At 59.9% G+C, this 17,659-nt stretch carries 15 protein-coding genes and 1 riboswitch; of the genes, 6 read left to right on the forward strand and 9 right to left on the reverse strand.

From position 1 onward, the window contains the following. Positions 1–37: 37 nt before the first annotated feature. Positions 38–760, forward strand: coding sequence for a 3-deoxy-D-manno-octulosonic acid kinase (locus FXO11_RS03950; protein WP_148861671.1), 723 nt, complete (start codon positions 38–40; stop codon positions 758–760). 11 nt (positions 761–771) lie between these two features. Here the strand turns inward: FXO11_RS03950 and FXO11_RS03955 are convergent, their stop codons facing one another. Beyond that, complete coding sequence (locus FXO11_RS03955; protein ID WP_148861672.1) at positions 772–1,521, reverse strand: BUD32 family EKC/KEOPS complex subunit; 750 nt, start codon at positions 1,519–1,521, stop codon at positions 772–774. Between the two features lie 123 nt (positions 1,522–1,644). Here FXO11_RS03955 and FXO11_RS03960 point away from each other — a divergent pair, with 123 nt between their 5' ends. Together FXO11_RS03960 and FXO11_RS03965 are read left to right on the forward strand one after the other, a co-directional pair. Continuing rightward, a complete protein-coding gene (locus FXO11_RS03960) occupies positions 1,645–2,751 on the forward strand; it encodes a glycosyltransferase (RefSeq protein WP_148861673.1) in 1,107 nt (368 codons plus the stop codon). Then, entirely contained in the window at positions 2,748–3,824 is a 1,077-nt protein-coding gene (locus tag FXO11_RS03965; protein WP_148861674.1) for a CDP-glycerol glycerophosphotransferase family protein, read from the forward strand. Before FXO11_RS03960 ends, FXO11_RS03965 begins: the two co-directional genes overlap by 4 nt. Here FXO11_RS03965 and FXO11_RS03970 read toward each other — a convergent pair. From FXO11_RS03970 to FXO11_RS03980, 3 genes are all read right to left on the reverse strand, one after another. Continuing rightward, positions 3,809–5,851 (reverse strand): O-antigen ligase family protein, encoded by a 2,043-nt coding sequence (locus FXO11_RS03970; RefSeq protein ID WP_227546033.1) that lies wholly within the window; start codon positions 5,849–5,851, stop codon positions 3,809–3,811. The genes FXO11_RS03965 and FXO11_RS03970 overlap by 16 nt on opposite strands. A gap of 38 nt (positions 5,852–5,889) precedes the next feature. Further along, a complete protein-coding gene (locus FXO11_RS03975) occupies positions 5,890–6,795 on the reverse strand; it encodes a lysophospholipid acyltransferase family protein (protein WP_148861675.1) in 906 nt (301 codons plus the stop codon). A gap of 194 nt (positions 6,796–6,989) precedes the next feature. Further along, positions 6,990–7,643: a YrbL family protein gene (locus FXO11_RS03980; RefSeq protein WP_148861676.1), complete on the reverse strand. Its 654-nt coding sequence runs from the start codon at positions 7,641–7,643 to the stop codon at positions 6,990–6,992. 29 nt (positions 7,644–7,672) lie between these two features. Here FXO11_RS03980 and FXO11_RS03985 point away from each other — a divergent pair, with 29 nt between their 5' ends. Then, positions 7,673–8,380 carry an SGNH/GDSL hydrolase family protein gene (locus FXO11_RS03985; RefSeq protein ID WP_227546034.1) on the forward strand — a complete coding sequence of 236 codons (708 nt, stop codon included), beginning with the start codon at positions 7,673–7,675 and terminating at the stop codon, positions 8,378–8,380. Here the strand turns inward: FXO11_RS03985 and FXO11_RS03990 are convergent. The 4 genes from FXO11_RS03990 to lpxL are packed head-to-tail and all read right to left on the reverse strand — an operon-like array spanning position 8,313 to position 12,377. Then, positions 8,313–9,371, reverse strand: coding sequence for a glycosyltransferase (locus FXO11_RS03990; RefSeq protein WP_148861677.1), 1,059 nt, complete (start codon positions 9,369–9,371; stop codon positions 8,313–8,315). The genes FXO11_RS03985 and FXO11_RS03990 overlap by 68 nt on opposite strands. After that, positions 9,368–10,486, reverse strand: coding sequence for a glycosyltransferase family 4 protein (locus FXO11_RS03995; RefSeq protein WP_148861678.1), 1,119 nt, complete (start codon positions 10,484–10,486; stop codon positions 9,368–9,370). Before FXO11_RS03995 ends, FXO11_RS03990 begins: the two co-directional genes overlap by 4 nt. Then, positions 10,483–11,424, reverse strand: a complete 942-nt coding sequence (locus tag FXO11_RS04000) for a mitochondrial fission ELM1 family protein (protein ID WP_148861679.1) — start codon at positions 11,422–11,424, stop codon at positions 10,483–10,485. Before FXO11_RS04000 ends, FXO11_RS03995 begins: the two co-directional genes overlap by 4 nt. After that, positions 11,421–12,377: an LpxL/LpxP family Kdo(2)-lipid IV(A) lauroyl/palmitoleoyl acyltransferase gene (gene lpxL, locus FXO11_RS04005; protein WP_202980283.1), complete on the reverse strand. Its 957-nt coding sequence runs from the start codon at positions 12,375–12,377 to the stop codon at positions 11,421–11,423. Before lpxL ends, FXO11_RS04000 begins: the two co-directional genes overlap by 4 nt. A gap of 189 nt (positions 12,378–12,566) precedes the next feature. Here lpxL and waaA point away from each other — a divergent pair, with 189 nt between their 5' ends. Then, the gene (waaA, locus tag FXO11_RS04010; protein ID WP_148861680.1) at positions 12,567–13,835 is read left to right on the forward strand and encodes a lipid IV(A) 3-deoxy-D-manno-octulosonic acid transferase; all 1,269 of its coding nucleotides are present in this window, start codon (positions 12,567–12,569) and stop codon (positions 13,833–13,835) included. 34 nt (positions 13,836–13,869) lie between these two features. On the opposite strand, the gene FXO11_RS04015 is transcribed toward waaA, so the two are convergent. Continuing rightward, the gene (locus tag FXO11_RS04015) at positions 13,870–15,255 is read right to left on the reverse strand and encodes a TolC family outer membrane protein (RefSeq protein ID WP_148861681.1); all 1,386 of its coding nucleotides are present in this window, start codon (positions 15,253–15,255) and stop codon (positions 13,870–13,872) included. A gap of 169 nt (positions 15,256–15,424) precedes the next feature. Continuing rightward, positions 15,425–15,531, forward strand: a riboswitch (TPP riboswitch). A 160-nt stretch (positions 15,532–15,691) separates the two neighbouring features. Between FXO11_RS04015 and thiC the strand changes: the two genes are divergently transcribed. Beyond that, a complete protein-coding gene (thiC, locus tag FXO11_RS04020) occupies positions 15,692–17,572 on the forward strand; it encodes a phosphomethylpyrimidine synthase ThiC (RefSeq protein WP_148861682.1) in 1,881 nt (626 codons plus the stop codon). The last annotated feature ends 87 nt before the right edge of the window (positions 17,573–17,659 follow it).

Raw genomic sequence — 17,659 nt, forward strand, 5'->3', positions numbered from 1 at the left:
CAGTGCCTTCCGGTAATCCAGAGGATTGAATAGGGCGATGGCCACGTCGTTTACACGGACGGAAAGCAAGGGTGAAATTGTCCTGATCGCACCGGGCTTCGAAGACAGCGTTTCAGCTGAATCTTTCGATCCGCGCAGCTGGCAGGAGAAGGCCCGGCCGGTATCGGTGGGTGGCCGCGGCGGCGCCTGGTATATCCAGCGCGCGGAAAGCGATTGGGTCTTGCGACATTATCTGCGAGGCGGGCTGGTGGCGAGAATTTCACGCGACCTGTTCAAGTTCGCAGGTGAAAACCGGGTGCGTTCGTTCATGGAAGTGCGATTGCTGGACTATTTGACGCAGCAGGGCCTTCCCGTGCCTGCGCCGGTTGCCGCCTGGTATGCCCCGGCGGGCATTGGCTTCTATCGGGCCCGCATTCTGATCGAACGCATTGCCGGCGCCAAAACACTGCTTGAATTCGCCGGGGAGGCGACCGATCAGCTACTCAGGGATGCCGGCCGGGTCATTGCGCGCTTCCATTGGGCCGGCCTCGATCATGTCGATCTCAATATCAACAACATCCTGGTCGCGCCGGGCGGGGTTTATCTGGTCGATTTCGATAAATGTCTTATACGGGAACAGGGCGAGAGTGGTCTGAAATGGCAGCAGGCCAACTTGGCCCGCTTGCGCCGCTCGGTGGACAAGGAACTCGGCGCGTGGTCTGTTTCAGATCGGGAGAGCTTCTGGCAATCGCTCGTCGGTGGGTATAACGCTCGCGCTTGAGCGGTTGACGGTCAGCTTCGAGCGTCCTTGCGTTTTGCCCGTTTACGGTCTTTCGAGCGGTATCTCCAGCGCCAGAACGCCAGGCCCAGATGAATCAGCATGCCTGCCAGCCCGTTCATTTTTTTACTTTCGGCGTACCTTGCCAGGACTTGTTCCAACTGTTCGTCACTCAAGCGCCCCTCTCGGGTCAGGCGCAGCATTTCCTTGCCGATGGAGATGTAAAGGAGCGGATTGACGGCGTTGTAGACTCGCGCGCGACCGAAATCGATGAAAGCCAGGGTGTCGGGCTGGCTTGCCGGGTGCAGAAAATTTTCGGGTTGGGGGTCCAGCGTGACGACCCCCCGATTATGGAAGGTCGCGAATAAATCAGCCACTCGGGGGATGTCGGGCAGGGCAATATGTTCCAGCGGGTCGCCGGCCAGGCAGCTTCGCACGTAAAGAACCGAGCTGCGGCCAGCCGAGTGGTCGGCCTGCATATAGCCCAGAGAGCGAGGCACGGAAAGACCCTCCAGTCTGGCCAATGCACGGTGCTCGCGTCGCCAGACACGGCGGAAGTCCTTGCGCCCGGGAAACTGGCAAAAGCGTTTGAGCACGTAGCCAGAGGGTGTAATGTAAACTTCGCGGCGTGTGTTGTGTATCCATCGCGATTTCAGAGGGGACAAGGCCTCAAGCTCGGCCTGGCTGCCGATGACACCATTTTTCTGCAGGAAGCGTTGCTCTTCGGCATGCCACTCGAGCGTCGTCTCATCTGTCGTGTTCATGCTATTCTCGCAGCCTTGTGTGCCCGGTCTCCCCTCCGCGGGATGCGCCAATCTATCAAGTTTTACGCATGCCGGCCATCGCACAGCCTGGTAGCTGCTGGAGAATTGGAGAGCCTTCAACCGATGATCGCCCAAGAGCCACGCATCCTTATTGTCACTGACAAGTGCGATCTCTCGGAAACCCAATGGATTCTCGGTCTTCATGAGGCCGGAGCCCGAGTTGCCGTGGCATGCAACCCGGCTGGCCGGTACTTCGGCGATCTGGACGCTGCGGGTATCGTTCGGGCGCGCATCGCCTTGACGGGACGATTCGACAAAACCGGTACCCGGCAAATTCAGCAGGTGATCGACGACGAGCGAATCGACGTCATGCATTGCTTCAATCCTCGCGCTCTAGCCTGCGGCCTGCGGGCTGCCCGGGGCCGTAAGGTCGCTATTGCCGCCTACCGTGGAGTGATTGGCAACATCGATTATCTCAATCCGGAGTCCTGGATTACTTTTTTACATCCTCGTCTCAACCGTATTGTCTGTGTTTCCGATGCGGTCAAACGGTATTTCCTTGGGCTCAGCTTTCTATGGATGCGCCTCCCTGAGCGAAAGGTGGTTCGCATCTACAAAGGCCACAAACTGGAATGGTACGAGGGCCCTCCGGCCGATCTCTCGGCGTTTGGATTTCCGCAGGATGCCTTTGTGTTCTGCTGTACCGGTCGTGACCGGCCGGGCAAGGGCTTCCGAACGCTAATCGAAGCCATGGACCATATCCCCGACGACATGCCGGTGTATCTGCTGTTGGTGGGCAAACTGGATGAGAACGCTGAACTGACCGACCGCATACGGGCCTCTCGCCATGCCGACCGGATAAAGCTCGCCGGTTTCCGGACCGATGCGCCGCAGGTCGCAGCGGCCTGCGATGCGATGGTGTTGCCGTCGGAGAGTGAGGGGTTGCCACGCGTGGTGATCGAAGCCATGGCCTATGAACGCCCGGTCGTGGTGACAGAGGCCGGCGGCATGCCGGAACTGGTCGATGACGGCGTCGAGGGGTACGTGGTCCCGGTCCGCAACGCCAAGGCCCTTGCCGATGCGTTTATCAGGCTGGCATCGGATCGGGATGCGGCAACGGCCATGGGGCAGCGAGGGCGTGAACGCATCGGCCGCGAGTTCACCAACGAAGCGACGGTTCGGGAGACACGGGTGCTCTACCAGGACATGCTGGACGAGTTGAGCCTGTGAGACGCTACCTATTCTACGTGAGCCAGCCCTATTCCTACGCCATCCTGCGGCCCTTGCAGGCGGCTATTCGCAAACGGGGCGATGAAGTGGCGTGGCTGATCATAGGCTGTACTGCCAAGCCGTTGCGGCCGGATGAAAAGCGCATCGTGAGTTTTCGCGAGGCGCGGGACTGGGCACCGGACGCGGTTTTTTGTCCCGGCGACTGGGTTCCTTTTTTCCTCCCGGGTATCAAGGTCAAAGTCTTTCATGGGCTGCCGATCAACAAACGAGGCCACAAACCGGAAAAACAGTCTCATTTCCGCATTCGAGGGTGGTTCGACCTTTACTGCACCATGGCGGAAACGGACACCCGGCGCTACCAGAAGCTGGCGGACGACTATCGGCACTTCGCCGTGGTCAAGACCGGATGGCCCAAGCTGGATGCGATCCTGGCCGATAATCCGCAAGGGGCTGTACCGGCGCCTCATGCGCTACCCACGGTGTTCTACGCCTCGACGTTCAGCGATACCGTCACATCGGCACCGCATTTGGTCGACACCATTCGGCGTATGCGGGATTCAGGCGAATGGCGGTTTATCGTTACCCTGCATCCCAAGATGCCAGAGGCCGTCGTCGCGGAATACCGGGCCCTTGCCAACGAGCATCTGACGTTTATTGAAAGCGACCATGACTTCGTTCCCTTCATGTCCCAGGCGGACGTCATGCTCTGCGATACCTCATCCATCCTGTTCGAGTTCATGTTCCTCGATACGCCGGTAGTGACTTTGCGCACCAATATGCCGGGGCCTTACTTGCTGGATGTGAAAACGCCGGACGAGGTGGAGCCGGCATTGCGCAGAGCGCTCGTTCGTCCTCCGGAACTCATGGAGAACATGCGGCGTTTCGCCGATGAGTTGCACGAATTCCGGGACGGGCACTCCAGTGAGCGCGTCCTGGATGCGGTCGAAAGATTTATGGATAACCCCCCACCGCTGAAAAGAAAGCCGCTGAACCTGCTGCGGAAGCTCAGGGTTGCCCTGCGGCTGCGCAGGGAAGCGGCTTTTCAGCGGCAGTTGGATCAGTCCGGTGTCTGATCCCGGTTGCGCTTTGCCATGCGTTCCGTTCGGCTCAGCGTCCACAGGCCCGCGTATTTGTTGAACGATCCCTGCGCGTAGGTGACGGATACCAGGTAACCCACGGGCCCATCGAGGAAGCCAAAGCGTAGGAAATAGACCTGGATGAACGTCAGTAAGCCACGAAAGCTGGCATAGGCCAGGGTGCGCGTCCGCTTGCCGCGACGGAACTTTTCCTGCGACCCGAGCCAAGCGTACTTGGCACTTTTTTCCAGGGCCTGGCCGAAGTGACGGTGGGTGTAATGGGTCATACGACCCCGGAGTTGACGGGTCTTGCGACCGGAAGGAATCAGGATTCTCTCGTGGACCAGCGCATCGGAGAAGCGCACACCCTCGCGCCGGAATAACCGTAGGGGAGAGCGGCCGCTGCGACCAAAGTCCAGCCGTGTTCCGTACAGGGTGACGGCCCAGGGCAGCTTATAGGCGTCGGCGTCCGGATCGGCCAGCCGCTCGTTGATTTCACGGGCCAGCCCCTCGGTGATCCGTTCATCGGCATCGATCGACAGTACCCAGTCCCCGGTTGCCCGGTCCAGTGCCCGCTGTTTCTGGATGCCGAAGCCGGGCCAGTCGGTAACCTCTACGCTATCGGCCAGGGCTCGGGCCCGTTCCACGGTGTCGTCGGTGCTACCGCTGTCGAGCACGATAATCTCATCGGCCACGGCGCGAACGGAGCGTAGGCAATCCTCGATATTGTGCGCCTCATCCTTGGTGATAATCGTTGCCGAAACCCTGACCCGTCTCCGGCGCCGGTCGCCCAAGTCCAGCTCGACAAAGAGTGTCGCCGCAGTGGCTCCTATCAATACCAGGTACGTCGTCACAAACAGGCTGCGGTCCAGGGTCGCTTCGGTCAGTCCGAACACGAGGTAGCCTACGGGGACAAGCAGGCCGGCCAAGGCGGTATAGGCCACCTCGGGGTTACGATCCAGTAGGTGGCGGCCAAATAGGGCGGCCGGCAAGCCCAGTAGGAATCCCCAGGCCAGCAAGCCGATCAGTCCTCTTGTAGCCATCACCTGCATTACGTCGCTATGAGCGTGATCGGCGCAGCACCCCGCCAGTTGCGCCTCTAATGTGCCTTGGGCAGTGCCTTGGAGGATGGCGTGCTGGTAGCCATCGAGACCGGCGCCCTTCAGCGGGGACGCCAGGAAGAGTCTGAGCGCTTCTCCCCAAGCTGCAAACCGAAGCTCGATGCTCTGATCGAAAGAACCGGCAGCCACGCCGGTCACCGTTTCGATTACACGGTCACTGAAGCCTGCGGCCAAAGCGATGAGGGCAAAGCACGTCACCAGCGCCGGCACCCGCGCGTTGCGAGGCAATAGAGGGATGAACAGGAGGGCCAGCACAGGAAGCGCCACCAGGCTGCTACGGGTTTGCGACAGGCCTGCGCCCGCCAGTCCTATCAGGCTGGCGATGATCAGTAGCGCAGCCATTGTTCGTTGCTGCTGACGAGTGTAGAACAAGGCGCCGGCCAGGCTCAGAAACCCGGCCAGTAACGACAAGTTGCCGAAGATAATTGGATTCAGATCGTAGCCCGCTGGATGCTTGAGAAGCGTCTGCCAGGCTTGGGCATTGAGTCCGTTGTCGAGCACGATCGCCAGCCCCGCTGCAAAGGCCATCAGCATAAAAGCGATAAACAGGTGTCGCGCCCGGACGCGGGCATAGGTGAGGGCAACGAGTAGAGGCCAGAACAGAATAAAGCGCGCATGGACGCCCAATGTCTTGAAGCCTTCGTAACTAAACCCCGAAAAGGCCCAGCTGATCGCGCTGACAAGAACGAAGAACCAGAAACCGAAGTGAATCAAGCGCAGTTCCCGCGGCTTGTCCCAGCCGGTCGCCTTCAGCTTGCCAGTCATTGCGATGACGATACCCGAGATTGCAATCAGTAGCGCTGCGCCAGCCATGATGCTGGAGGATATCAGCGTGCCGCCCAGTCCCAGAAACATGAGGCCGGTCAGTGCGGACTTGCTTTTTTCGGTTGGGCTAGGCGACACCACGGCATTCCTTTCGGCGGTTTCGGGTCGGGGCGTCTCTAACAGATGCGCCCAGGTTTGTAAGGATTCATCTCGCCCGGTGGGCGATGGCGCATGCGCTTGTATTCCCATTGGTATTGTTCCGGGATTTCGCGCACGCAGTGCTCGACCGAGGCGTTGAGAGCGGTGGTGGCCGTTACCGGATCGGTGTCGGCCATGTCCGGTTCACACTCGCGTATCACGATTTTGAAGCCTCGGGCATCGGGTAGGCGCTCGGCGTAAGTCACCAGTACGGAAGCCCCGGATTTCTGCAGTAACTTAGCCACCAGCGTCATGGTGCGCACTTCCATGCCAAAGAAAGGCGCATAGGCATTGGTTTTACCCCGCGGGCTTTGGTCGGGCAGAATGCCCGCGACGCCGCCTTCGCGTAGTAGAGCAATGAGCCGCGCCAGCCCCCTTCGGTCACCGCGCACCAGCTCAGAGCCGAGCCGACCGCGCACCTGGATCATGTAATCCTCGAATTCGGGATAGTGGGGTGGGCTGTAGAGTGCGGCCATCTTGTAACGCGAGGAAAAATACAGCCCCGCCAGCTCCCAGTTGCCTAGGTGAGGTGCCAGCAAAATAAGGCCCTTGCCGTCGTCACGGCAGCGTGTCAGTAGCTCTTCGCCTTCAATGTCACGGATCAGGCCCAGGCAGCGCTCCACCGGCCATTCCCACATCAGCGGAATTTCCATAATGGTGCGGCCGGTCTGCTTCATGCTCGCGCGTGCCAGGCGCTGGCGCTCTTCGGCGGGAAGGCTGGGGAAAGCGATACCCAGGTTGATTTCCGTCACCCGCCGGGACTCGCTGCGGCACCACCAGCCCAGCAGGCCGATAAAGCTTCCCACGGCTTGCGCGACGCTCAGCGGTAATTTACCGGCGCACTTGAGTATCCAGGTTAAAATAGAAATTCGTGACAGGGCCATAATCCCCAAATTCCGGGTATTGAACAGGGCGGCAAGCTATCACCATCGCTCGCGGCCGGCAAGGTTGAAGATGCCGTGATAAAGCCTGCCCTGGCTGTAGTTGGTGGCCATTATAGACAACTTTTGCGAGCGATGGTTTGGAGGCTCGCCAGCCTTTCTTGCGTGTGCTTATTGAGGCATGGTTCAGCGGCGCCTTAGAGCTTCTCCGCCGATGCCCAAGGACCCTGGCGCCCGCCGGTTTCCCAGTCGATGCGGATCCCAAAGCGCTGGATTTTACGATCGATATAGCGGTCGCGGTAGGCGGCACTGTGCGACAAGGCTGTGGGCACGGTGGGCGCGCCAAGGCCATCCACCAGGTAGAGCTCAAGCTGATGTTGCCGGGTAGCAACGACCAAGTTGTGGGGTAGGAGATTGCGGGTCAGAATTTTCGTTTCCCTGAGCCACCGGCAGAAACGATCGATAGCCCCGTGGATCGTTTTATCCAAACCGTGTTGATGAAGGTAGGCTTCCAGCGTGATACACGGTGTCCTATCGGGATTGGTGATCAGTTCACTGACGTTGGCCGGCCCTAAGGTGGTAGGCTCGCTACCGTAGAAGCGGGGGAGGTGCGCCCAGACCAGCGGGGTACCGTTGGCCACAGCCGGCTGGCTATGGGCGGCCTGTTCCTGCAGATTGTCGTTGATGCGCGTTTTGCCAAGGAGCTTCTTGTACCACGGCTGGCGGGCGAAGCGCCGCTCGATGTTTTCCGGCCGGAGCACTTTAAGGCAGCGCGACGGATCGTCCGGGTGGATATAGCAGGTTCGGTTGTAACCTGCGGCGAAGGGTTCCTGGCGAGTCAGGTCGATCATGGCACACGTATCGGTTAGGAGCGTTAAGGATGACGATGAATAAGTGTATCGCCTATGGCGATTGCAACACCGAAGGGATTCGGCAGTTTACGGGCCAGCTTTGGGCAGAGCGCGTTGCGCAGGCTCTGGATATGCCGCTGACCAATTGCGGTCACACCATGAGCACCACGCGGGAGCTACGCCGCTACGCACAGGACTACCCACCCGCCACGTACCGCGTGGCGATGATTCAGTACGGGCTGGTGGACTCCTGGCTGACCTTTCGTGGCGCGCCCTATGTCCTCTATTATCCGGACTCGCTGAAACGGAAGCTGGCCCGCAAGCTGGTCAAGAAACTCAAGAAATGGGCTCGCAGCTTTCACCTCCAGGCGCGGCTAGGGGCCGTGGAACAGGTTCCCCTCGACGAATACCTGGCCCACATCAGAACTGTAGTCTCGTCCGCGCCGACGACCTTGTTCGTACTGGTGGGAACTGCGCCGAACAAGGACGAGTCGCGCAATCCCCGTATTCTGCGTTACAACGCCGCCCTGATGGCGCTCGCCGGTCAAAGCGACAATACGCTTTATGTCGATGCCTACGATGCGCTTTGGGATCAGCGAGGCTACACGCTGATGGCGGACGGCACGCATCTCACCGACGATGGCCACGCGCTCTTGGCGGAGAAGGTCATCAGCGTGCTGCGTCCGAGCCTGGCCTTAATGCATCGAGCGCCTCATAAAACTGCCGCGTTTGCTTGACCATGGCGTCACGTGTGAGGGTTCTGGCCGCCTGAGCAAATGCAGGTTCCTGTTTTTCCCGTAGCGACACCAGATCGCCGAGTGCTGAAGCCAGGCACTCGGCGAGGTCGTCCACTTCACTTGAGCGGGCGATACAGGTTTCCGGTAACAGGGCGCCTACGCCGCTGACGGGTGTTGAAACGACAGGGCAACGGCTGAGCAAGGCCTCGACGAGAATATAGGGAAACCCCTCGCGCTCGGAACTGATTACGCAAAGATCGGCCTTCTCGAGCCAGCCGGCAACGTTGGCTTCGTAACCCGGCAGTGTGACCTGTTCGCCCAAACCGAGCGTCTTTATCTGCTTTTCAAGCTGTGGTCTCGCGCTGCCTTCTCCGAGGATCGCCAGCGATGCCTTAATGTTGGCTCTGGCCCACGCGTCCAATAATCGGTCGAAGCCCTTGACGGGTTCCAGGCGGCCGGCGGCGACGACCAAAGGACGCTCTGCAGGTAACGCGAAAGACGTTGGGGTGTTGTTCGGTGGCGAGGCCATGCCGTTAAAGATGACGGTTTTTTCCGGGTGCGCCAGCGACGCATAGATCTCGTCGCTGACGGCGATGACGCCATCCAGCCGGGTAAAGGCGTTGTGCGACGATTTTGTGCCGTGCAGCGTGCCTATGTAGAGCGAGCGCTTGGCGCCTCCGCGCCGTTTTATGTTACTCAGTAGCTGAGCAGCCTTGTTGCCCTGGGCGTGGCAAATGTCCGGCTGAATGCGCCGCAATAAACGCCGTAGGCGAAGGCCCAGCCAGGGGTGGCGGCGGCTGTACTGGACCGGAATCGGATGGAAGTGAGCGACGGTTGCAAAGCGCCCGCGATACTCGGCATCGGCAAGCACGTGCACTTCATACCCGGTCTCTATTAACCCCTGGGCCAGCTCCAGTGTGTGTCTCTCCATGCCGCCCCAGGTTGTGCCTGGCGTGCCCAAAATCAGGGCGATACGGAGGGGCTGGCTCATACGTCCGCTTTCCCGTGACGGGCAAGTACCTGACGGTAGACGGACAGCGTGGCCTCGGTTTGTGCCTCGAGCCTGAAGCGTTCGGGAATCTGGATGCTTGGCTCGCGCATCGATAGCACGGCGCGCGCTTTCTCCACGAAAGCGTCGATGTCGTCCGGCGGCACCAGCCCCTCGGGGAAACAGGCGTTAAGGGATTCGGCCGCGCCGCCGCGCTCGAAAGCGACGACCGGCGTGCCCGACGACAAGGCTTCGGTCAGGGTGCGGCCAAAGGGCTCGGGCTTGGTGGACATATGGCACACCACGTCTGCAAACAGGTAAAGCTCGTGCATGTCGTCGCGCTGGCCCAGGAAAGTAACATGTCTATCCAGTTTAAGCGCTTGCCGCCGGGTTTCCAGCTCCCGCATGAAATGCTGCTTGCCGCCTTCCAGACCGCCCACGATCAGGCCATGTAACTGGTCGTTGTCGCGCACGAGTCGTGCCATAACGTCGAGAAAGGACAACTGGCCTTTCCAGCGTGACAGACGCCCCGGCATGAGCAGGATTTTCCGGTCACGCAGTTGCGGATGGCTCTCGAGCATCTGGCGGCGCCAGGCCGGGTCCAGCGGCATTTCCCGGAACGTGCGGGTATCCACGCCACGCTGGATAACCGATATGCGTTCGGGATCGACCCGGTAAGCGTCGAGGATATAATTGCGCACGCAGTCCGATACGGCGATCAGATGCTCCGCCTTGCTCATGATTGCACTGTAGCGATTGACCGAGTACATCCCATGAAAGGTGCTGATTAATCCCGGCCTGCGGTCAGCGGGCAGTTTTTTCCACGCCAGGTAGGTGACCCAGGCCGGCATACGCGAACGCAGGTGAATCACATCCGGACGCAGCTCCTCAAGCAGGCGGCGAACCGGACGTATCTGGCCTAACGTTGCGAGAGACTTGCGATGAATGGGCAGAGCCACATGGTGGGCGCCTTGCGCCCGTAGCTGGTCGACCATCGGGCCGCCGGATGAAAGCACGTAGGCATCGTGACCCCGCTTGACCAGCTCGGCGGCAAATTCCACGGTACCGCGCTCGACGCCGCCGCTGTATAGCGCGGGCAGAACTTGAAGGACCTTCACTGGCGGCTCTCCCGGCAGCGCCCTAACAGCCATCTGGCGGCACGGTCTGCCTCCCATAGCGGTTCGGGTGGGGTGACCTGACGGGACATGATTTGCTCGGCATCCGCCAGCGAGCCAGTCCGCCCACTGTGCAGCAGGGCTTCGACACCATTCGCCACACGGCTGTTCGAACGCGCAGGAAGCGTCAGTAGTCCGGTGGGCACCCCGGCGGTTAGCGACTCGTAGACCATCGACACGCTATCGGGGGTGATCCATGCCGCGCGGCTGTTGGCGAACATGTGTGCCAGCCAATGGGCGTGGGTCTGTCGATGATCGTGAACCGTGAAATTCACGCCCGAGCGCTGATTCAGCGCCTCAATCACATCCTCGGGAGTTCGCCGGCTCGATGACACCGTCCAATGCCACCGGGGGTAGTTCTGGCGTAGCTGGTCGATTTGCCGGAGAACGGATGCGCTGTCCCACTGAAAATGCTTTGACGGGCCGCCAACCAGAATCAGGGCATTTTGCTTCGTAGTCAGACGCGCTATCGGCGTTAGCGTGTTGAGCGCACCGCAGGTGATCAGGGTATCCGGCGTTTCTGCAACATGATCGTGGGCCGGGATAATACGGCTGTCGATCCAATGCTTGGGAAAGGCGGGGCGCATGAGGACAACTGTATGAACGCCTCTTTTACGGCGTTGAGTAGCTAGCAAACGGTGTGTCCGCGCGCCGGCGCCGACAATGATGTCGGGGCGCGTATAGGGTTCGGGAATCGCCAGGCTCGGTGATAAACCCAGCCCTACACGCCATAGCGGAACCTTGATGGCGGTGCAGTCGATCCAGTGGAGCTTTGCGCTGGCCAGTGCGATCAGCCGGTTACCCAAACCTTTGAGTTGCACCTGATGGCCTCGTCGGTCGTCGTGGAGTAACCATACCACGGGGCTGGCAGGGGCGTTCATGCCCGCTTTTTTCCATAGAACCCAGGTTCATTCGACGACGGGCGGGTCTTGAAGCGCCGGTGCATCCATAGATACTGATCGGGGTAGCGGCGAATTTCATTCTCAATGGTGAGGTTGACCCGCGTGGCATCGGCCACGTCATCGCCCGACGGGAAGTTGTTCAGTGGCGGGTGGAAGTAGATGTCGTAGCCGATCTCGCCCTCACGGCGGAAATGGCTGAAGGGCACGACAGTACAGCCGCTACGTTCGGCGATGCGCGCCGTCGCGGTGATACTGGCGGCGGGCACACTGAAGAAGGGGGCGAAGACGATGCCCTTGCGGCCATAGTCCTGATCGGTGGCGTACCAAACAATGCGATTGTCTTTGAGTCGCCGAAACAGGCCGCGCAAATCCTTGCTGTTGAGTGCCACGCCATAACGCTTCTCACGGGCCCGGGTCATGATGGCATTCATCAGCCCGTTGTTATGGTCGCGCTGCATAACATCGGCTTCGATGAACATGGTCACCAGGCTGCCTCCGAGATCGAGGGTGCTGTAATGTCCGCCCAGCAGGAGAATGCCCTTGCCGTTGGCCAGGCCTGCATCGACGTATTCGAGTCCATGCACCCGGGTAAGCTTGCGTAGGGATTCGGGGTCACGAAACCAGGCCAAACCGATTTCCATAATGCCGATTCCGTTGGAGTGAAAGGATTTGCGCACCCGCGCTTCGCGTTCTTCGTCGTTCAGTTCGGGAAAGCACAGGCCGATGTTCACCCGGGTGATATGCTTGCGCCGGTTCAGGGTACGGTAGGCCAGTTCTCCCAGGAACACGCCGGTCGACCACTGCACGCGCATGGGCAGCTTGGCGAGCAACCAGATAAAACCAATAACCAGCCAGGTGGGCCACCAGCGGGGATGCAGGTAGTGGGAAAGCTGGGTATCGCGTACGCGTTTGCGTTTTTTCGACTGACTCACGGCGCGCTCATGGTGATGATTTTGCACAAGTCTATCAGCAAATGTTTATTTGATAAGGGCGCCTGCGCAAACCTAAGGAACCTCTGATTAAATCTATTGGCGATTCTGCAAGCCTTGAGGCCGTCGCACGTAAGTCCTGGCGCGATGCGCTAGAATGCCTGCAGTCTTTCATCCCGGGCCGGAGTGCTGATGCTTCATTACCTGTATTCCTTTATTTTTCGACTCATTCTGCCGTTCGTTTTGCTGCGCCTGTGGTGGAATGGCCGCCATTCGCCGGACGTGCTGGAGCATTGGAAAGAAAGACTGGGGCTGATTCCCGAGGCCGACGAACCCGTGATTTGGGTGCATGCCGTGTCGGTGGGCGAAACGATTGCGGCCGCGCCTTTGGTCAAGGCGCTTATCGAACGGCGCCCGGATCTAAAAGTACTGATCACGGCCATGACTGCAACGGGTCGGGCCCGTGCGCAAGCCTTGTTTGGCGATGCGGTCACCTATGCATATTCGCCCTACGACACGCCGGGGTCGGTCGCGCGCTTTCTCAAGCGGGCGCGGCCCAAAGCGCTGGTGATCATGGAAACGGAGCTTTGGCCAAACATGATCGATCGGACCGCCGCCGCCGGCACACCGATTTTTCTCATCAATGCCCGGCTTTCTGCCCGGTCGGCGCGGGGTTATCAGCGAGTGAGCCGTTTCGTTCGTTCGCTGTTGCAGAAGCTGGACTGGATCGCCGCCCAAAATGGCAACGATGCACGTCGTTTTGTGACCATCGGAGCCCCAGCGGACTCGGTAACCGTGACCGGTAGCATCAAGTTCGATGTGGAAGTGACCGAGTCGTTACGCGCCGATGCCGGCCATCTGCGCGAGCAGCTTGGCCGAGAACGGCCCGTGTGGATTGCGGCCAGCACCCATGAGGGCGAGGACCGCCAGATTCTCGAGGCCCATGGCGAAGTACTCAGCAAGCATCCCGATGCGCTACTTATCCTGGTGCCCCGCCATCCAGAGCGTTTCAACGATGTGGCCGCACTCGTGCAAAGCCAGGGTCTTGGCATGGCAAGACGTTCAATGGATTCTCGAGACAGCGCCAGCAGCAAAACTCAGGTATACCTCGGCGATACCATGGGGGAGTTGATGATGCTTTACGGGGTTGGGGACGTGGCGTTTATCGGTGGGTCGTTGATCGAACGCGGTGGCCATAATCCGCTGGAGCCCGCGGCATGGGGCTTGCCCGTCGTGAGCGGTCCCCATGTGTTTAACTTTGCCGATATTTATCAGCGGTTGGCACAGGGGCACGCGCTTGTCAGTGCCAGTAACGCGGAAAGTCTGGCAGATGCCGTCAGCCATTATTTCGACGATCCGGCGCGGGCGAGGACTTTGGGGCAAAACGCCTTGGCGGTGGTAGAGGCTAACCGGGGCGCTCTGGACAAGGTGGTCGGCGGCATCCTGCAGAAGCTGGTTTGACCCGGCTTTGGCAAGATGCCGCTTTTTCTTTCAGCTACGGATTCTGCTGTAGCGGGTTTTCGGTCGTGTCTTCGTTGGCGATCGCTTCGATGCCGGGCGCTGCGGCGCTTAACCAGCGGTTGAGATCCACCAGGTCCTGCGGGCTCAGTGTACCGGCAACCAGTTTCAGGTTCAGCGTGTTGACGACATAGTCGTAGCGGGCGTTGGCATAGTCGCGCAGGGCAATGTAGTAGTTGCGCTGGGCATCGAGCACTTCCACGATGTTCCGGGTGCCCACGTCGTAGCCCGCGCGGGTTGCGTCCAGGGCGCTACGACGGGAAACGATCGTCTGCCTCTGGGCGGTGACGGTCTCGATGTTGGTGTTGACCGTACGATAGAAACTACGCGCGTTGACGCTGACGTCGCGCCGGACCGTGTTCAGATTCTGATCGGCCACTTCCACCTGTGCCCGCTGTTGGCGAATCGCCGCCTGGGTACCGTGGCCCTCGTATAGCGGCACGTTCAAGGTCAGCGCTATCACGCCCTCTGTGGTCGTTCCGTTCTGGTTGGTCTGCAGCGCGGAGGTCTGGCCAACGCCGTTCAGTCGCGTGTTGCCGTAGCTTGCGCTCAGGTCCAGGGTGGGTAGGTGGCCGGACTTGGCCGCGTCGAGCAAAGAGCGGTTTGCGTCCAACTGATAGGCGGCTGACTGGATACGCCAGTTTTGCTCCAAGGCGATGTTTTCCCAGGCGGTGGGATCCATCGGCTGGGGGCGGGAAAGCGGAAAGTCCTGCTCCAGGTTCTGCAGGTCGTCCGCGTTCTCGCCGATCAAGCGGCTCAGTTGTTCACGGGCGATGTCCAGATCGCTCTCCGCGGAGATGCGCTCGCTCTTGGTGGCATCGTAACTGGCGCGCGCTTCGTAGACTTCGGTAATCGCGATCAGACCGACCTCGAAGCGCTCCTGCGCCTGGTCGTATTGGCGCTCGAAGGCTGCCTCGGCAGCGCGGACGGTGGTGAGGCTATCCTCGGCGCGCAGAACGTTGAAGTAGGCTGTGGCAATGTCGAGGATCAGCTGTTGCTGGGCCAGGCTGTATTCCGCACGGGAGCTATCGCTCCGGAACTGGCTGGCGTCGAAATTGAACCAGGCTTCGGGACGGAACAGCGGTTGGGCCAGTTCCAGTCCATAGCTGTACGTTTTGTAAGAATCTTCCCGGCGAGGGCCATCGGCATCCGTGTGGCGCGCATCGCCGAAGGCGCTGAGTTGGGGCAGAAGCTGGCTACGTACCACGTTGATATTGGCCTGCTGGGCTTCGTAGGAAGCTCGGGCTGCGGCAATGCCGGAGTCGTAGGCCAGCGCTTTTTCATAGGCCCCGATCAGGTCGATGGCCAAAGTCGGCTGGGCAACCAGTAAGCCGATCAGACCGGAAAGCACCGTTCTTTTCATGGATTCTCCTGCCTGCGCATAGATATAGCCTCATCCCGAGGCACTTGGGAGCGGTGGACATTATGGACAATAATCCATTTGATCTCTACACTTGCGAAAGTCACCTATATCAAGCGTGGAACGCCGCCTATTGTTCGCGGCCCCAGACCTTGCAGGTGACGACGTATGACGCGTCTTGACGGGGTGCTGGCGTTAGCTGGCTGAGATTGCCCAAAGGCAAAACCCGCGAACCTGATCCGGTTAGTACCGGCGTAGGGATTTGAGACTGACCTTTCTGACCGGTTGTGGTGGTGTTCCCACCCGCCCTTCAGCACTCTGCTGAAGCCTCGTCAAACGCGCCCCCGTCCGTTATGGACTCAGTATTCGTCGATACCCTGGTGTTAGCCGAATCCATGGCTGATCCCAAGGAATCGATTCATAAAAGAGGGACGCTTTGATGACGACCGAAACCATTTCTTTTCTCAAGGACGCTGCCAAGGTCGATCAGGCCGCGGTTCAGCCCTTACCCCGTTCCCGCAAGATCTACGTCAGTGGCAGTCGCCCGGATTTGCGGGTGCCCATGCGCGAGATCAGTCTCAGTGACAGTAATACCGAGCAGGGGCCGCAGCCTAACGAGCCCCTGGTGGTCTACGATACGTCCGGTCCGTACACGGACCCGCAGGCGCAGATCGATTTGCGCCAGGGCCTGAAGCCGGTGCGCCATCAGTGGATCGCCGAGCGCGAGGATACCGAGACGCTGGCGGACTACACCTCTGAATTCACCCGCCGGCGCATGCGGGATCCCGGTCTGGACACGCTCCGATTCGACGACCGCCGTAAGCCATTGCGCGCCCGGGGTGACCGTAACGTGAGTCAGATGCACTATGCCCGGCAAGGCATCATCACGCCGGAAATGGAGTACGTGGCCATCCGGGAAAACCTGAAGTTGCAAGAAGCGCGGGACAAAGGCTGGGTGGACGCGCAGCATCCGGGGCAGTCCCATGGGGCTGCAATTCCCCGGGAGATTACCCCTGAATTCGTGCGTGAAGAAGTCGCCCGTGGACGGGCCATCATTCCCGCCAATATCAATCATCCGGAAGTCGAGCCGATGATCATTGGCCGCAACTTCCTGGTAAAAATCAACGGCAACATCGGTAACTCGGCGGTGAGCTCGTCGATTGAAGAAGAAGTGGAAAAGCTGACCTGGGGCATCCGCTGGGGTTCGGACACCGTCATGGACTTGTCCACCGGCAAGAATATCCATGAAACCCGCGAATGGATCATCCGCAACTCGCCGGTACCCATCGGTACCGTGCCGATCTACCAGGCACTGGAAAAGGTCAATGGTGTCGCCGAAGATCTGACCTGGGAAATCTTCCGCGATACGCTAATCGAGCAGGCGGAACAGGGCGTGGACTACTTCACGATCCACGCTGGCGTGCGGTTGCATCACGTACCGCTGACGGCGAGGCGGGTGACCGGCATCGTGTCCCGCGGGGGGTCGATCATGGCCAAATGGTGCCTGGCGCATCATGAGGAAAGCTTCCTGTACACCCACTTCGAAGACATCTGCGAGATTATGAAGGCCTACGATGTGTCTTTCAGTCTCGGGGATGGTTTGCGTCCGGGATGTATCGCCGATGCCAATGACGAAGCCCAGTTCGGTGAACTCGAAACCCTGGGCGAGCTGACCCAGATCGCTTGGAAGCACGACGTGCAGGTGATGATCGAAGGGCCCGGTCACGTGCCTATGCACCTGGTCAAGGAGAACATGGATAAGCAGCTCGACTGCTGCGACGAGGCCCCGTTCTACACGCTGGGCCCGTTGGTGACCGACATTGCGCCGGGTTACGATCACATCACCTCGGGTATCGGGGCGGCGATGATCGGCTGGTATGGTTGCGCCATGCTGTGTTATGTCACGCCCAAGGAGCATCTGGGGCTGCCTAACAAAGATGACGTTAAGACCGGTATCATCACGTACAAGATTGCGGCTCACGCGGCGGATCTGGCCAAGGGGCATCCCGGTGCGCAGCTCAGAGACGACGCCCTGTCACGGGCACGGTTCGAGTTTCGCTGGGAGGATCAGTTCAATATCGGGCTCGATCCGGACACTGCGCGTGCCTACCACGATGAGACCTTGCCCAAGGACTCGGCCAAGGTGGCGCATTTCTGCTCGATGTGCGGTCCCAAGTTCTGTTCCATGAAGATTACTCAGGAAGTCCGGGAATATGCCAAGGCGAACGGCATGGAAACCCGCGACGCGCTGGATCAGGGTATGCGGGAGAAATCGCAGGAATTTACCCGCGCAGGTGCCCGGATTTACGACAAAATCTAGCTGTAAAAACGATTAGGCACTGGCCTGTCGTCAGGCGGGGGACTTGAAATAGGCGTCCTCCGCCTTCTATTGTTCTGCTTCACTCGA

Origin of the sequence: Marinobacter fonticola, from assembly GCF_008122265.1 — a bacterium.
GTDB classification, from domain to species: Bacteria; Pseudomonadota; Gammaproteobacteria; order Pseudomonadales; family Oleiphilaceae; genus Marinobacter_A; species Marinobacter_A fonticola.

Coding starts and splice junctions, on each gene's coding strand:
- FXO11_RS03985 (WP_227546034.1), top strand. CDS start 7,673: ATGACGATGAATAAGTGTATCGCCTATGGCGATTGCAACACCGAAGGG.
- thiC (WP_148861682.1), top strand. CDS start 15,692: ATGACGACCGAAACCATTTCTTTTCTCAAGGACGCTGCCAAGGTCGAT.
- FXO11_RS03960 (WP_148861673.1), top strand. CDS start 1,645: ATGATCGCCCAAGAGCCACGCATCCTTATTGTCACTGACAAGTGCGAT.
- FXO11_RS04000 (WP_148861679.1), bottom strand. CDS start 11,424: ATGAACGCCCCTGCCAGCCCCGTGGTATGGTTACTCCACGACGACCGA.
- FXO11_RS03980 (WP_148861676.1), bottom strand. CDS start 7,643: ATGATCGACCTGACTCGCCAGGAACCCTTCGCCGCAGGTTACAACCGA.
- FXO11_RS03950 (WP_148861671.1), top strand. CDS start 38: ATGGCCACGTCGTTTACACGGACGGAAAGCAAGGGTGAAATTGTCCTG.
- FXO11_RS03990 (WP_148861677.1), bottom strand. CDS start 9,371: ATGAGCCAGCCCCTCCGTATCGCCCTGATTTTGGGCACGCCAGGCACA.
- FXO11_RS03975 (WP_148861675.1), bottom strand. CDS start 6,795: ATGGCCCTGTCACGAATTTCTATTTTAACCTGGATACTCAAGTGCGCC.
- waaA (WP_148861680.1), top strand. CDS start 12,567: ATGCTTCATTACCTGTATTCCTTTATTTTTCGACTCATTCTGCCGTTC.
- FXO11_RS04015 (WP_148861681.1), bottom strand. CDS start 15,255: ATGAAAAGAACGGTGCTTTCCGGTCTGATCGGCTTACTGGTTGCCCAG.
- FXO11_RS03955 (WP_148861672.1), bottom strand. CDS start 1,521: ATGAACACGACAGATGAGACGACGCTCGAGTGGCATGCCGAAGAGCAA.